At 73.7% G+C, this 13,242-nt stretch carries 13 protein-coding genes and 1 pseudogene; 5 read left to right on the forward strand and 9 right to left on the reverse strand.

Annotated elements, in window-relative coordinates:
- Window positions 1-7: 7 nt before the first annotated feature.
- The 8 genes from ACF07N_RS26740 to ACF07N_RS26775 form a co-directional block, all read right to left on the reverse strand.
- Complete coding sequence (locus ACF07N_RS26740; protein WP_392117532.1) at window positions 8-1,450, reverse strand: phytoene desaturase family protein; 1,443 nt, start codon at window positions 1,448-1,450, stop codon at window positions 8-10.
- Between the two features lie 52 nt (window positions 1,451-1,502).
- Window positions 1,503-1,709 carry a hypothetical protein gene (locus ACF07N_RS26745; protein ID WP_392117535.1) on the reverse strand — a complete coding sequence of 69 codons (207 nt, stop codon included), beginning with the start codon at window positions 1,707-1,709 and terminating at the stop codon, window positions 1,503-1,505.
- Between the two features lie 42 nt (window positions 1,710-1,751).
- Window positions 1,752-2,603 carry a serine hydrolase domain-containing protein gene (locus tag ACF07N_RS26750; RefSeq protein ID WP_392117538.1) on the reverse strand — a complete coding sequence of 284 codons (852 nt, stop codon included), beginning with the start codon at window positions 2,601-2,603 and terminating at the stop codon, window positions 1,752-1,754.
- A 20-nt stretch (window positions 2,604-2,623) separates the two neighbouring features.
- Window positions 2,624-3,643, reverse strand: coding sequence for a hypothetical protein (locus tag ACF07N_RS26755; protein WP_392117541.1), 1,020 nt, complete (start codon window positions 3,641-3,643; stop codon window positions 2,624-2,626).
- Window positions 3,640-4,281, reverse strand: coding sequence for a DUF5819 family protein (locus tag ACF07N_RS26760; RefSeq protein WP_392117543.1), 642 nt, complete (start codon window positions 4,279-4,281; stop codon window positions 3,640-3,642). Before ACF07N_RS26760 ends, ACF07N_RS26755 begins: the two co-directional genes overlap by 4 nt.
- 7 nt (window positions 4,282-4,288) lie before the next feature.
- Window positions 4,289-4,642 carry a hypothetical protein gene (locus tag ACF07N_RS26765; protein WP_383329648.1) on the reverse strand — a complete coding sequence of 118 codons (354 nt, stop codon included), beginning with the start codon at window positions 4,640-4,642 and terminating at the stop codon, window positions 4,289-4,291.
- A 208-nt stretch (window positions 4,643-4,850) separates the two neighbouring features.
- Window positions 4,851-5,123 (reverse strand): response regulator transcription factor, encoded by a 273-nt coding sequence (locus tag ACF07N_RS26770; RefSeq protein WP_383329646.1) that lies wholly within the window; start codon window positions 5,121-5,123, stop codon window positions 4,851-4,853.
- A gap of 192 nt (window positions 5,124-5,315) precedes the next feature.
- Window positions 5,316-6,170 carry an LLM class F420-dependent oxidoreductase gene (locus ACF07N_RS26775; RefSeq protein WP_392117546.1) on the reverse strand — a complete coding sequence of 285 codons (855 nt, stop codon included), beginning with the start codon at window positions 6,168-6,170 and terminating at the stop codon, window positions 5,316-5,318.
- A 199-nt stretch (window positions 6,171-6,369) separates the two neighbouring features.
- Here ACF07N_RS26775 and ACF07N_RS26780 point away from each other — a divergent pair, with 199 nt between their 5' ends.
- Complete coding sequence (locus ACF07N_RS26780; RefSeq protein ID WP_392117549.1) at window positions 6,370-7,899, forward strand: CehA/McbA family metallohydrolase; 1,530 nt, start codon at window positions 6,370-6,372, stop codon at window positions 7,897-7,899.
- Window positions 7,900-7,908: 9 nt separating this feature from the next.
- Here ACF07N_RS26780 and ACF07N_RS26785 read toward each other — a convergent pair whose 3' ends face one another.
- Window positions 7,909-8,739 carry an endonuclease/exonuclease/phosphatase family protein gene (locus ACF07N_RS26785; RefSeq protein ID WP_392117552.1) on the reverse strand — a complete coding sequence of 277 codons (831 nt, stop codon included), beginning with the start codon at window positions 8,737-8,739 and terminating at the stop codon, window positions 7,909-7,911.
- Window positions 8,740-8,839: 100 nt separating this feature from the next.
- Here ACF07N_RS26785 and ACF07N_RS26790 point away from each other — a divergent pair, with 100 nt between their 5' ends.
- The 4 genes and pseudogenes from ACF07N_RS26790 to ACF07N_RS26805 all read left to right on the forward strand — a co-directional run.
- Window positions 8,840-9,232, forward strand: coding sequence for a nitroreductase/quinone reductase family protein (locus ACF07N_RS26790; protein WP_383329633.1), 393 nt, complete (start codon window positions 8,840-8,842; stop codon window positions 9,230-9,232).
- A gap of 225 nt (window positions 9,233-9,457) precedes the next feature.
- Window positions 9,458-12,469, forward strand: coding sequence for a BTAD domain-containing putative transcriptional regulator (locus tag ACF07N_RS26795; RefSeq protein ID WP_392117556.1), 3,012 nt, complete (start codon window positions 9,458-9,460; stop codon window positions 12,467-12,469).
- A 179-nt stretch (window positions 12,470-12,648) separates the two neighbouring features.
- Window positions 12,649-12,834 carry a hypothetical protein gene (locus ACF07N_RS26800; protein WP_383329627.1) on the forward strand — a complete coding sequence of 62 codons (186 nt, stop codon included), beginning with the start codon at window positions 12,649-12,651 and terminating at the stop codon, window positions 12,832-12,834.
- A 144-nt stretch (window positions 12,835-12,978) separates the two neighbouring features.
- Window positions 12,979-13,220, forward strand: a pseudogene (locus tag ACF07N_RS26805) (alpha/beta fold hydrolase); the annotation flags it as partial.
- Window positions 13,221-13,242: the final 22 nt, after the last annotated feature.

Here is a 13,242-nt window from a genome sequence, read left to right on the forward strand (position 1 = left end):
GGGCTGATCAAGCCGGGCCGGAGCGGCCGGCCCCGCCTCCGGGCCACTCCCGCAGCGCCGCCCTGGCCGCGTGGTAGCCGCACATGCCGTGCACGGACGGTCCCGGAGGGGTCGCCGAGGAGCAGAGGTAGGTGCCCGGCAGGGGGGTGCGGTAGGGGTTCCAGCGGGGCACCGGGCGGGCCAGCGTCTGCCACAGAGTCATGGCGCCCGAGGCGATGTCACCGCCCACGTAGTTGGCGTTGTACGCGCCGAGCCGCGCCGCCGTGACGCCGCGTTCGGCGAGCACCGTGTCGGTGAAGCCCGGGGCGTGGGCCTCCAGGGCGGCGCGGATCACCGGCAGCGGGTCCCGGGTGTCGCCGTGGGGCACGTGCGCGTAGGCCCAGACCGGTCTCCTGCCGCGCACGGCCCGGGCCGGGTCGGCGGCGGCCGGGTCGACCACGATGATGTACGGGTGCCCGGTCCGCAGTCCCCGGGCCGTCGCCGTCTCGGCGCGGGCCAGCTGCGGGGCCGTGCCGTGCGTGCCGCCCAGGTGGATCGTGGCGGCCCGGGACAGCCGGGGGTCGCTCCAGGGGATCGGGCCCTCGACGAGGAAGTCGGCCTTGGCGGCGCCCGGACCGTAGCGGTAGCGGGACAGCGCGCGGAGGTAGCCGCTCGGCAGGGGGGCGATCCGGGCCAGTTCGCGGGGCGAGACGTCCAGCAGGGTGAGGCGGCGGGCGGGCAGGGCGTGCAGGCTGTCCACCCGGACGCCGGTGTGGATGCGGCCGCCGAGCCGCTCGATGTGCGCGGCCATGACGTCGGCGACGGCTTGCGAGCCGCCCCGCGGGACGGGCCAGCCGGTGGTGTGGGCGAGGTGCCCGAGCAGCAGCGCGACCGCGGCGGCCGCCGGGGAGGGCAGCCGGCCGATGCCGTGGGCGGCCACACCCGTCAGCAGCGCCCGCGCTTCCTCGGTGCGCAGACCGCCGCCCACGCGCAGGGCCTGCGCGGGCAGCCGGGGGGCCAGCACGGCCAGGGCCCGCGGGTTCGGCGGCATGCGCTGGGTGGACAGCATCAGCTCCACCACGTCCGCCGAGCGTTCCATCAGCGGCCGCATCAGCCGCCGCCAGCGCGGCCCGTCCGCGCCCAGTTCCGCGCAGGTGGCCTCGAGGTCGCGCCAGGCCAGTGCGGCCGGACGGCCCTTGAGGGGATGGGCGTAGGCGGCGGGAGAGTGCAGCAGGTGGACCCCGTGCCCCTCCAGCTCCAGGGACCGCATGAACGGCGAGACGGGCGCCATGGGGTGCACCGCGGCGCAGATGTCGTGCAACACCTCCGAGTCGAACAGGGCCTCCGAGCGCAGCCCCCCGCCGATCCGCTCGTGCGCTTCGAACACCTCGACCCGCAGTCCCGCGCGGGCGAGGGTGAGCGCGGCCGCGAGCCCGTTGGGCCCGGAGCCGACGACGACGGCGTCCGTCATGCGAGTCCTCCGAGTGGAGAGGAGTGGACAGGCCGGTGGGTGGCCGGGCCGGTCAGTGGAAGGCCAGCCACCCGATGCCCACGGCACAGGTGAGACCGGCGGCGGCCACGGCGGCCGGGCGGTTGCGGTGCAGCGCCAGCCACGCCAGCGCGGCGGTCACCAGCACCGCGCCGGTGCCGATCGCGGCGCGCAACGGCCCGTCGCTGTAGCCGTACTCGCCGAAGTGCTGCGCCAGCCAGCCGAACCAGGCGATCCTCATGACGTTCCCCGTGCTTCTCTCGGTGGGTGCGGGTGGTCGTGGTCAGTTCTCGCCGCGCGGGGCGGGAGCCGCGAGGAGGGTCTTCCTGGCGAGACTGTCGGTGCCTGCCGGGTCGCCCAGGCGGTGCAGGACGAGCCAGCGGCCGTCGTCGCGCGCCGCCGCCACGACGGACGAACCGCGGGTGGCGCCGTTGTGCCAGGTGATCGACTGGCCCCGCTGCCAGCTGGGCGCGGGCGGGCCCAGCCGTCGCTCGACGAGCAGGCCGACGACGACCCGGGACAGGGTGCGGCAGGTGGACCACAGGCCACCCGCCGGCAGGATCGGTCCGGTCAGCGTCCACAGGGGCCGCGGCCGGCCGAACAGGCCGCGCGGGATCAGCCTCAGTTCCTGCGGCGGCGTGGCGGTGACCGAGCCCGGCTCCAGTCCGAGGGGCGACAGCACCTGCTCGTCGACGAGTTGCTGGTAGGAGCGCCCCGTGACCGACGTGAGCGCGTGCCCGAGCACCGCGTACCCGAGGTTGGAGTACTCCTCCTCGCCCAGCCGGCCCGTGGCCACCCGGTCCAGCTCCCGCAGCGAGGCGCGCAGGGCCTCCTCGGTGAAGGTGGCGTACGGGTCGTCGGGCGGGCCGGAGGGGCCGACGGGCAGGCGCGGCAGGCCCGAGGTGTGCTCGGCCAGGTGTCTCAGGGTGATGCCCGTCCCCGCGGGCACCTCCGGCAGGCACTCCTCCAAGGGGGAGTCGAGGCCGACGACGCCGTCCTCGGCCAGCCGCGTCAGGACGGTTCCGGTGAACACCTTGCTGAGGGAGCCGATTTCGACGAACCGGTCCTGGTCATGGCCGTGGGCGGTCCGGTCGTCGATACCGGGGCCGCCCAGCAGGCAGGTCGGGGTGGGCACGTGGGGTGTCGCTCCTGTCGTCAGACGAGTTCGGCCTCGGGCGCGGCCGGCTTGGTTCCGTTCTCCCCGCTCGGGACATCCGGCGCGGGTGCCGCGGGCTCCGCCTCGGGCGTGCGGGTTCCGGGCAGCAGGTCCCTGACCCGGAGCACCGCCCGGTCAAGGGCGCCGGAGAGGAAGACGAGATCACAGGCGATCATGGTCAACGCGAAGCCGGTCAGGCCCATGAAGAACGCGATCGACAGGTGGAAGCAGATGGACGCGGCGGCCGCCCAGGGGCGCAGCGCCGGGACGAGCACACCCAAGGGGAAGTACACGAGGAAGGCGACCGTGCCGTAGGTGCCGAGCACCACCAGGAAGTCGCTCTCGTACACCAGGTTCGACCAGCCGGGCAGTTCGAACTCCGCGACGCGCATGATGTAGAAGAGCGCGGTGCCGTCCTGCCACTCCTCGCCCATCACCTTGTAGAGGCCGGAGACGACGTAGACGAGGCAGATCTGTGCGGCCACCATGAGGACGCCCAGGTTGTGGAACGGCACGGACACCGCCCGCAGACGCCCGGGGACCCGCTCGGCGAGGCGGCTCGCGAGGCCGGTCGGCAGGGCGAAGCGGTCGTAGCAGCGCGTCAGCAGCAGGAACGGGATGACGACGTAGGCGAGGTTGTCGCCGCCGTCGAGGAGCCCGGGCTGCCGCTGGTAGACGGACCACAACAGGGCCCAGTGCAGCGCGAGTCCGGGCCGGCCGCCGACACCGAGCGTCACGGCCAGCGCCACCGCGATCCCCAGGTGGTAGACGACCTGGAAGAACACCGGTGACGCGGACAGCGCGTAGAAGCTGAAGCCGGTCAGCTGTGCCGTGAACTCGTCGTGCGGCAGTACCCCGTCGGGTCCGAACAGGTAATTCCGTTCCCGGTACTGGCCGACGTAGTACATGAGCCCGACGAAACCGAGGAGCGCGCGCGTTCCCGAGACGCCGGTGACGGCGACCGGGTTCAGCGACCAGGAGTCCAGCCGGCCGGTGACGTTCTTCAGGGCGTTCGTCATCGCAGGTCCCGGGTCTTGAGCCAGGAGAAGTCCTTCACCAGGACCTTCCCTTCGGCGGACGGATCGTGACGCTTGGACCACGGCGGCAGCTCGTGGACGTACATACGGACCTGCACCTTCACGGCTTTTCCGTCGCACGCGTCGGGCATCTGGTCGTAGGCGTACCGGGACAGCCCTTTCACGGCCTCCGCCTCGGTGGCCTTCTCGTAAGGCAGCGGAGGCAGTACCGGTTTCTTGTCGTTGGTCTGCTGCTGCCGCAGTCTGCGCAGGAGTTCCTCACTGCTGGTGATGTTCTGCAGGTGCGCCGAGACGATACGGACTTCACGCGACGGGAAGAACCGGGAACCCTGCGCCTTTTCCACTCCCCGGGCCGATACGTCGTAGTACGGCGATACCGATCCGTCCGCGCAGGTGGCCCGGGCCAGGATGCCGCGGTCGTCGGAGACGGGCGTCGGGGCGAACAACTGCCAGTTCTGCGAGAAGTACGGGTCGAGGTACTCCGCCACCGTGTCGCCGTAGACGAGTTTCGCCGGACTGAGCGGCGCCTGGGACAGGGCGGCCATGGTCATGTGAGCGCCCAGGAGGGCGCCGCCGACAACGAGCGCCGCCCTCCTGGTCGTGCGATACGTGGTCGTCACGTGGTGCTTACCGGTCGAAGACCGAGTCGGCCGTGACTCCCTGCGGCAGGTCGGCCGGAGGGGCGAACACGCTGCCGTGGGACAGCATGTTGTCGGCGTTGCTCTTCGCGACCACGGCCATGCCCTTGCCCACGGCCGTGGCCTTGTTGGCCGCCTTGGTGGCCGCCTTGCCCACGGACTTGGCGGCCTTGCCGACGAGGGAACCGATGGCCTGCGGGGCCTTGTCCTGCGACGGCTGGGCGGCGGCCACAGGCGCGGCCGGCTGGGCCGGGGCGGCCTGGGCGCTGCCCTGGGTGGTGACGAAGAGGGCGACACCGGCGGTGGCGACACCGGCGGCGGTGGCGATCTTCTTGATATTCATCGGGTTTTCTCCCCCATGGTGGTGATCCGGGTACGGACCAGCCATGCGCCCGGTGTGGTGTTCCGGAATGGTGCACACGCATGGCTGACAACGCCGTCGAGCCTGCCATTCGCGGGGCGGGCCCTCCATTGCCTCTTGCGGCATTGCCTCTTGCGGCATTGCCTCTTGCGGCATTGCCTCTTTCGGCATTGCCTGATGCGGCTATGCCTCAGGAGGCGATTGCCTCCTCGGCGAGGGCCTCGTAATGATGGAACGCCACCAGGCCGGCTTCGAATCTCGATCCCAGTTCCAGTTTGCGCACGATGCTGGTGACATGGGCACGGACGGTCCGTTCGGCGATGCCGAGCCTCCGGGCGAGCACGCGGTTCGACTCGCCTTTCGCCAGGTGGCGCAGCACCTCACGCTCGCGGCCTGTCAGCCGCGCCAGCGTCTCCACATCCACGGGAATGTCGAACGGTCGGGTCTCTGCGACCGTGGTCAAGTGCAATCTCCCCCTGTTTACCTGTTCCTGCCGATCCGGAAAACAGCACGACAGGACGAGCCGGTCACACCTCGGGCGGGCGGTGGTCAGTCGCCACGCCGGTGTTCACCCGGCTCGGTTGTTTACTCGCAGTTTAGTAGGGGGAGACCGGCCGGAACCAGCGAGCGTGGGCTGAATCACAGTCAGAAACCATTACTGACCTGCGATATACCGCTCGTACGCCTCCAGGGCCTTCAGTACCTCGCTCTCCCCCGCCGGCGGCAACTGCACCACCACCTCCTCGATGCCGAGGTCGGCGTAGTGGGCGAGCTTGCCCGGGGTCGGGTGAACGGCGTACGGGACGATCTGGAGGGACTCGGGGTCGCGGCCCGCCTCGCGCCAGGCGGTGCGCAGCCTCGGCAGGGACTCCGCCAGGCCCCGCCCGCCGATGGGCAGCCAGCCGTCGGCGTACGCGCAGACGTGGTCGAACAGCTTGGGCCCGGCGGCCCCGCCGACGAGCGTGCGCGGGCCGGTCACGGGACCGCGCGGCTCCCGCACCGGCTTCGGGTGCGCCTCGCTGGCCCGCACCGAGCCGAACTCCCCCTCGTACGCGACCGGTTCCGGCGACCACAGCGCCCGCATCAGCGCCATCCGGTCCTTGACCAGCTCGCGCCGGGTGCGCCAGCGCACGCCGTGGTCGGCGGCCTCCTCGACGTTCCAGCCGAAGCCGACGCCGAGGGTGAACCGGCCGCCGGAGAGGTGGTCCAGGGTGGCGATCCGCTTGGCCAGGTCGATCGGGTCGTGCTGGGCGACGAGCGTGATGCCCGTGCCGAGCCCGAGCCGCTCGGTGACGGCGGCGGCCTGGCCCAGGGCCACGAACGCGTCGAGCGTACGGCCGTACTCGCGCGGCAGCTCCCCGCCCGCCGGGTAGGGCGTGGCCCGCTCGACGGGGATGTGCGTGTGCTCGGGCAGGTAGAGCCCGGCGAAACCGCGCTGCTCCAGCTCCCGGGCGAGCCGGGTCGGGGTGATCGTCTCGTCGGTGAGGAAGATCGTCACGGCGATGCGCATGGACCATCCCTACCCGAGGGGAGTCGGAGTGCCCATACCGACCGGTCGGCTCGGACGGCCGGGGGCCGCGGCCCGTTCCCCTGCTCCCCGCCCCCGGGCCCCCTTCCCTTGCCCGCCGGTTCACGCCTCGATACCAGGGTTGCACGCACCACCTCCGCACCACCCACGCCAGTCAGCGACGACCCTGGGGAGCAGCAGCATGTGCGAGGACAACCACGGCGGGCCCGGCCGACGCGCCCTGTTCGTGACGGGAGCCGCCGCCGCGCTTACGTTGGGGAGCGTGAGCTTCGCTTCAGCGGACGGCCGGGACCAGGGCGACGGCGGCCAGGAGACCAGAACGGTGCGGGGCACGCTGCCGCCCGGGTCTCCCGACTTCGTGTACGTGCCCGTCGAGGTCCCGGCCGGGGTCCGGGAGCTGCGGGTCGCCTACACCTACGACCGGCCGTCCGTGCCGGCCGGCACCCCGGGCAACGCCCTCGACATCGGCGTCTTCGACGAGCGCGGCACCGAGCTGGGCGGCAAGGGCTTCCGGGGCTGGTCGGGCGGGGCGCGCACGGAGTTCTTCCTCCGCGCCGACGAGGCCACACCCGGCTACCTCCCGGGCCCGGTGCGCGAGGGCACGTGGCACATCGCGCTCGGCCCGTACACGGTCGCCCCGCAGGGCCTGACGTACGAGATCACGATCACGCTGACGTACGGCGAGCCGGGCGAGACGGCGCGGCCGGTGTACCCGCCGGAGCGGGCCAGGGGGCGGGGCCGGGCCTGGTACCGGGGCGACTGCCACCTGCACTCCTGGTACTCCGACGGCCGCCGCACCCCCGCCGAGATCGGGGAGCTGGCCCGCGCGGCAGGGCTGGACTTCATCAACTCCTCCGAGCACAACACGCACTCCGCGCACGCCCACTGGGCCGACGTGGCCGGGGACGACCTGCTGGTCATGCTGGGCGAGGAGGTCACGACCAGGAACGGCCACGTGGTCGCCCTCGGCACCGACCCGGGCACGTTCGTCGACTGGCGCTACCGGGCCCGCGACAACCGCTTCGGCCGGTTCGCCCGGCAGATCCGGCGCGCGGGCGGCCTGGTCGTCCCGGCCCATCCGCACGCCACCTGCGTCGGCTGCAACTGGAAGTTCGGCTTCGGGGAGGCCGACGCGATCGAGGTGTGGAACGGCCCGTACACGCCCGACGACGAGGTGGCGCTGGCCGACTGGGACAGCATGCTGGTGGCGTCCGTGCGCGACGGGCGCGACTGGATCCCGGCGATGGGCAGCAGCGACGCCCACCGCTCCCCGGACGCCGTGGGCAGCCCCCAGACGGTGGTGCTGGCCGACGACCTGACCCGGCGGGCGATCCAGGAGGGCATCCGGGCGGGACGGTCGTACGTCGCCGAGTCCGCCAAGGTGACGCTGTCCTTCCGGGCGTCCGGCGGGCGCGGTGAGCACGCGGGCATCGGCGAGCGCCTCGCCGTGGGCCGCGACACCCCCGTCACGGTCCGCCTGGAGGTGACGGGCGCCCCGCGCTGCACGGTCCACTTCGTCACCGACCAGGGCGTACTGCACACCAGCGCCCCGCTGCCGGTGTCCGGCGCGGGCACCGTCGAGTGGCGGACGACGCCGTCGTACGCGGCGTACGTAAGGGCCGAGCTGCGGCACGAGGCGGCGGCCGGTCCGGTGCCGGGGGCGCTTGCGGCCTTCACCAACCCGGTCTTCCTGGGCCGCCGCGCGGACTGAGGTGCCGGATCAGGCCGGGCCCTCCCGGTCCGCCAGGTCGGCCACCACCGCCGCGTGGTCGGAAGGCCACACCCCGTCCACCGGGCCGTCGCAGGCCCGCCGTACCGCCCGTACCCGGCCCAGGCCGCCGGGGCCCGGCGGGCCCACGTGGATGTAGTCGATGCGCACGCTCGGCTCGTGGGTCGCCGCCACGTACGGGTTGGCGGCGTCCCAGGTGGCGGCGGGGGCGACCGGGTCGGCGTACTCCCAGGCGTCGAGCAGCACCTGGCGGGGCACCGCCGGGGCGGTCTTGTAGCCGCCGAGGAGGCGGACCTCGTCGGAATCGGGCCAGGCGTTGAGGTCGCCGGTGACGACGGGCGGGAAGGCGGTGCCGCCGCGGTGCCGGGCGACGAACTCGGCGAGCGCGGAGACCTGGCGGCAGCGGACCGCCGAGGCGTGCACGGCGGAGGTGAAGTGCGTGGTGAAGAAGGGCACTTCGTGACCGGGGGCGGCGATCCGGGCGTACAGGGCCAGCCGGCCGTCGTCCGTGTCGGCGGGGGCGGGCAGCGGCAGCGTGTCCCGGTCGACGACCGGCCACCGGCTGAGCACGGCGTTGCCTATGTCGACCGTGGGATCACCGATCCGTGCCCGCCAGCGCTGCGGGGCGTGCGAGGCGGCCCAGGCGCAGTGCAGGCCCAGCTCGCCGGCCAGCCACTCGGCGAGGTTCTCGCCGTCGGCGGCCCACACCTCCTGCAACCCGACGACATCGGCTTCCAGCTCCCGCAGGGCGGTCAGGACGGCCTTCTGCCGCGCCTGCCACGGCCCGAAGCGCCACCACAGGTTCCAGGTCACTATGCGCACCGCCGGCCACCCGCTCCCGTCCCGCCGCGTCAGGGGATCATCATGGAACAGGGTCCCCAGCGGAAGCGATGAGAACCGTGTGTGAAGGAGTCGCCCGGCCATGTCCCGCCGTACCGATCTGAGGTTCCGCGCCACCACGGCCTTCCAGCGCCGCGTCAACCCGCTCCTGCGGCGCCTGCCGCTGCAGACGGTCCTGGAGACCCGGGGCCGCGTCTCCGGGCTGCCCCGGCGCACGCCCGTGGGCGGCCGCCGCGTCGGCGACTGCTTCTGGCTGGTGTCGGAGTTCGGCGAACGGTCGCAGTACGTCCGCAACATCAAGGCCGATCCGCGGGTGCGGGTGCGGATCCGCGGGCGGTGGCACGAGGGAACGGCCCATCTGCTGCCGGACGACGACCCGGTGGCGAGACTGCGCCGGCTGCCCCGGGTGAACAGCCTGGGGGTGCGGGCGTTCGGGACGGACCTGCTGACGGTGCGGGTGGACCTGGACGGGTGAGCGTCGCGCCCGAACTCAGGTGACGATCCGTCAACTCTCTGAGCGGGGAACGGTTCCGGACCGGATGGCCTGATCGGCGCGGTCCGTTCCCGGGGCGGTGCGGAGACACTGTGCAGACCTCGTGGACTCCCGTGCGCCGCCCTGTGATCGGCGTCTCCCGCGGCTGACGTATCCGCCCGCACAAGGCAAACTGGCGGGGTTGCTCAGGATGTCTAGGGGGACTGCATGGACGGTGTACCGGCCGGTGTACCGCGCGTACCGGAGCAGCGGCGTCCCGGCTCCGCACCGGAGTCACCGGGGCCGGGAGAGCCGGCGGGGGTGGACGGCGCGGTGCCTCCGGTGCCGCTGCGCTTCAGTGTGCTCGGGCCCGTACGCGCCTGGCGCGGCGACGAGCCCCTCACCACCGGGTCCCCCCAGCAACGCGCCCTGCTCGCCGCCCTTCTGCTGCGCGAGGGCCGCACGGCCACGGCCGCCGAGCTGATCGACGCCCTGTGGGGCGAGGAACCGCCCTCGCAGGCCCTGGCAGCGGTACGGACGTACGCCTCACGCCTGCGCAAGGTGCTCGACCCCGGCGTCCTGGTCAGCGAGTCCGGCGGCTACGCGGTGCGGGACCTGCCCGACGGGGCCCTGGACCTGTCCGTCGCGCAGGACCTGGCCACCGAGGCGGACAAGGCCCGGTCGTCCGGCGACCTCTGCCACGCGCGGGAGGTGCTGCGGCGCGCCCTCGCCCTGTGGGACGGGGAGACCCTGGCGGGCGTCCCCGGCCCGTACGCGGAGGCGCAGCGGGTCCGCCTGGAGGAATGGCGCCTGCAACTGCTCGAATCGCGCCTGGACATGGACCTGGAGCAGGGCTGCCACGCCGAGGCCGTCTCGGAGCTCACCGCCCTGACGGCCGCCCACCCCTTGCGCGAACGGCTGCGCGAGCTGCTGATGCTGGCGCTGTACCGCAGCGGCCGGCAGGCCGAGGCCCTCGCGGTCTACGCCGACACCCGGCGCCTGCTCGCCGACGAGCTGGGCGTGGACCCGCGCCCCGGCCTGCGCGAGCTGCAACAGCGCATTCTCCGGGCCGACCCGGGTCTGGCGGAGCCCTCCTCCCCGGCCCCCGAGCCCGCCTCCGCCCCGGTACGGCCGGCACAACTGCCCGCCACCGTCCCGGACTTCACCGGCCGCTCCGCCTTCGTCCGGGAACTCGGCGACCTGCTGGCCGCCGCCGAGGGCCGCGTCATGGCCGTGTCCGCCCTCGCGGGCATCGGCGGCGTGGGCAAGACGACCCTCGCCGTGCACGTGGCGCACCGGGCGCGCACGGCGTTCCCGGACGGGCAGCTCTACGTAGACCTCCAGGGCGCCGGCGCGCGGGCCGCCGAGCCGGAGACGGTCCTGGGCTCCTTCCTGCGCGCCCTCGGCACCGCCGACTCGGCGATCCCCGACTCCCTGGAGGAACGGGCGGCCCTGTACCGCTCGGTGCTGGCCGGCCGCCGCGTCCTGGTGCTGCTGGACAACGCCCGCGACGCCGCCCAGGTCCGCCCCCTGCTGCCCGGCACGGACGGCTGCGCCGCCCTCGTCACCTCCCGCGTGCGGATGGTGGACCTGGCGGGCGCCCACCTGGTCGACCTGGACGTGATGTCCCCGGACGAGGCGCTGGCGCTGTTCACGAGGATCGTGGGCGAGGAGCGGGTGGCGTCCGAGCGGAAGGCCGCCCTGGACGTGGTGGCGGCCTGCGGCTTCCTGCCGCTGGCGATCCGCATCGCGGCGTCCCGGCTGGCGGCCCGCCGCACCTGGACGGTCTCCGTCCTCGCGGCGAAGCTCGCCGACGAGCGCCGCCGCCTGGACGAACTCCAGGCCGGCGACCTGGCGGTGAAGGCCACCTTCGAGCTGGGCTACGGCCAGCTGGAGCCCGCCCAGGCCCGCGCCTTCCGCCTGCTGGGCCTGGCCGACGGGCCGGACATCTCCCTCGCGGCGGCGGCCGCGGTGCTGGACCTGCCCGCCGAGGAGACGGAGGACGTGCTGGAGTCCCTCGTCGACACGTCCCTGCTCGAATCGGCGGCCCCCGGCCGCTACCGCTTCCACGACCTGGTCCGGCTCTACGCGCGTGCCTGCGCGGAACGGGACGAACAGCCGCCCGGCGAGCGGACGGCGGCCGTCTCCCGCCTGCTGGACTTCTACCTCGCGTCCGCGGCGGGCGTGTACGCCATCGAGCGGCCGGGGGACCGGCTGGTGGACCACCTGGCCGTCACGGAGTACCCCGGGCTGCGGTTCGACAGCCGGCACGCGGCGCAGGACTGGCTGTACGCGGAGGCCATCTGCCTCCTGGCGTGCGTACGGCAGTGCGCGGGGCAGCCGGACACCCTCCCGCGCGCCATCGACCTGCTGTGGGCGGCGCACGACCTCTCCGAGTCGGGAGCCAACGCCAGGGAGTACGAGGCCACCGCCGAGGCGCTCCTGGACGCGGCCCGGCTGCACGGCCTCGCCCGCGCGGAGGCCCGGGCCCTGACGACCCTCGTCAACGTCCACCACGTCGGCGGCCGTTTCGAGCGGGCCGACCAGGAGGCCGAGCGGGCCATCCGGCTCGCCCAGGAGGCCGACGACCTGCTGCCCGTCTGCTGGGCGCGCAACGCCCGCGGCATCATCGCGCTGTACCAGAACCGGCACGAGGACGGCGAGGAGCACCTCTCCCGGGCCATCGAGCACTTCCGGGCCCTGGGCGACCGCCCCGGCGAGGCCGCCGCGCTGTGCAACCTGTCCCGGATCCACCTCGCGACCGGGCGGACCCAGAGCGCGGTGGCGCTGGCCCAGGAGGGCATCGACATCTACGACGGCATGGGCAACTCCCTGCGCGGGGCGAACGCCCGCTACGCCCTCGGTCTCGCCCTCACCCAGAGCGGCGAGCTGGGCGACGCCGCCGGCCGGCTCCAGGAGGCGCTGGAGGTGTTCCGCGACAGCCGGCAGCGCCTGTGGGAGGGGATGAGCCTGTTCCGGCTGGCCGAGGTGGATCTCGCCGCCCGGCGCCCCGCCCAGGCGGCGGCCAGGGCCGAGATGGCGCTCACCGTGCTGCGCGGGATCGGCGGGGAGTGGCGGCGGGGCAACGTCCTGACCGTGCTGGGCCGCGCGCTCAGCGGCATAGGGCAGACCGGCCGGGCCCAGGTGTGCTGGCAGGAGGCGGCCGTGATCTACGAGGAACTGGGCTCGCCCGAGGCCGCCGAGGTGCGTGCGCTGCTGACCCCGGTGCGGGCGGCCTGAGGCACCCCGGGGGCGTTCATCATTCGTTTATCGCCCCCCGCCATGCTGGACGTAGTCGATCCGTCGCGTCGGGGGGCAGACGGGTCGCCGCACAGGGCCCGTCCGGTCGGACTCGGGGGAGTGACCGGGCGGGCCCGCCGACCGCACCACTCGATCCACGCCGAGGAGAGTTGACGATCATGGGCGACGAGCTCAAGCCGCAGGATTTGCACGCGACCGGTACGACGGACGGCGAGGCCTCCACGGAGGACCTGCACGCCACGGGTGAGGGTGCGGCGACGACCGAGGACCTGCACGCCACCGGCGAGCCGCTGGAGACGAAGGACCTGCACGCCACGTCGGAGCCGTTCAAGCCGGCGAAGTAAGCCATCACCACACGGGGTTCGGCCGCGGCGGCGCGGAGGGGGAGCCGTCGCGGCCGATGCGTGCGCGCCCGCTCCTCGCCCGGCCCGGCCGGGCGAGGAGCGGGCGTTCGTCGTCGGGCACGACCTCGACAGGCTCACCGGGACCAGCTGACCGCACTCTGGCAGGGCGCGGTGGTCACCCCGCCCGCGCTGTACGTGTACGGCGACCGGGACCCCGTGCCCGCGTTCCCGGGCACGCCCTAACTGATCGGCACCTTGCCCGAGTTGCCGCCCGGCCTGCGCCGCAAGCGCTCGTGCTGCCGGGCTGCGGCCACTGGACGCAGCAGGAGCGGCCCGACGAGGTGACCGAGGCGCTGCCGGACTTCCTGACCGAACTGCGCGGCTGACGCCGCTCAGTCGCCGCCGAGG

Origin of the sequence: Streptomyces sp. NPDC015242 (genome assembly GCF_043079125.1) — a bacterium.
Taxonomy (GTDB): Bacteria; Actinomycetota; Actinomycetes; order Streptomycetales; family Streptomycetaceae; genus Streptomyces.

Bases quoted from the DNA above. Each gene is read 5' to 3' on its own strand.
- ACF07N_RS26740 (WP_392117532.1), bottom strand. From the start codon at position 1,450: ATGACGGACGCCGTCGTCGTCGGCTCCGGGCCCAACGGGCTCGCGGCC.
- ACF07N_RS26745 (WP_392117535.1), bottom strand. From the start codon at position 1,709: ATGAGGATCGCCTGGTTCGGCTGGCTGGCGCAGCACTTCGGCGAGTAC.
- ACF07N_RS26755 (WP_392117541.1), bottom strand. From the start codon at position 3,643: ATGACGAACGCCCTGAAGAACGTCACCGGCCGGCTGGACTCCTGGTCG.
- ACF07N_RS26765 (WP_383329648.1), bottom strand. From the start codon at position 4,642: ATGAATATCAAGAAGATCGCCACCGCCGCCGGTGTCGCCACCGCCGGT.
- ACF07N_RS26775 (WP_392117546.1), bottom strand. From the start codon at position 6,170: ATGCGCATCGCCGTGACGATCTTCCTCACCGACGAGACGATCACCCCG.
- ACF07N_RS26780 (WP_392117549.1), top strand. From the start codon at position 6,370: ATGTGCGAGGACAACCACGGCGGGCCCGGCCGACGCGCCCTGTTCGTG.
- ACF07N_RS26790 (WP_383329633.1), top strand. From the start codon at position 8,840: ATGTCCCGCCGTACCGATCTGAGGTTCCGCGCCACCACGGCCTTCCAG.
- ACF07N_RS26795 (WP_392117556.1), top strand. From the start codon at position 9,458: ATGGACGGTGTACCGGCCGGTGTACCGCGCGTACCGGAGCAGCGGCGT.
- ACF07N_RS26800 (WP_383329627.1), top strand. From the start codon at position 12,649: ATGGGCGACGAGCTCAAGCCGCAGGATTTGCACGCGACCGGTACGACG.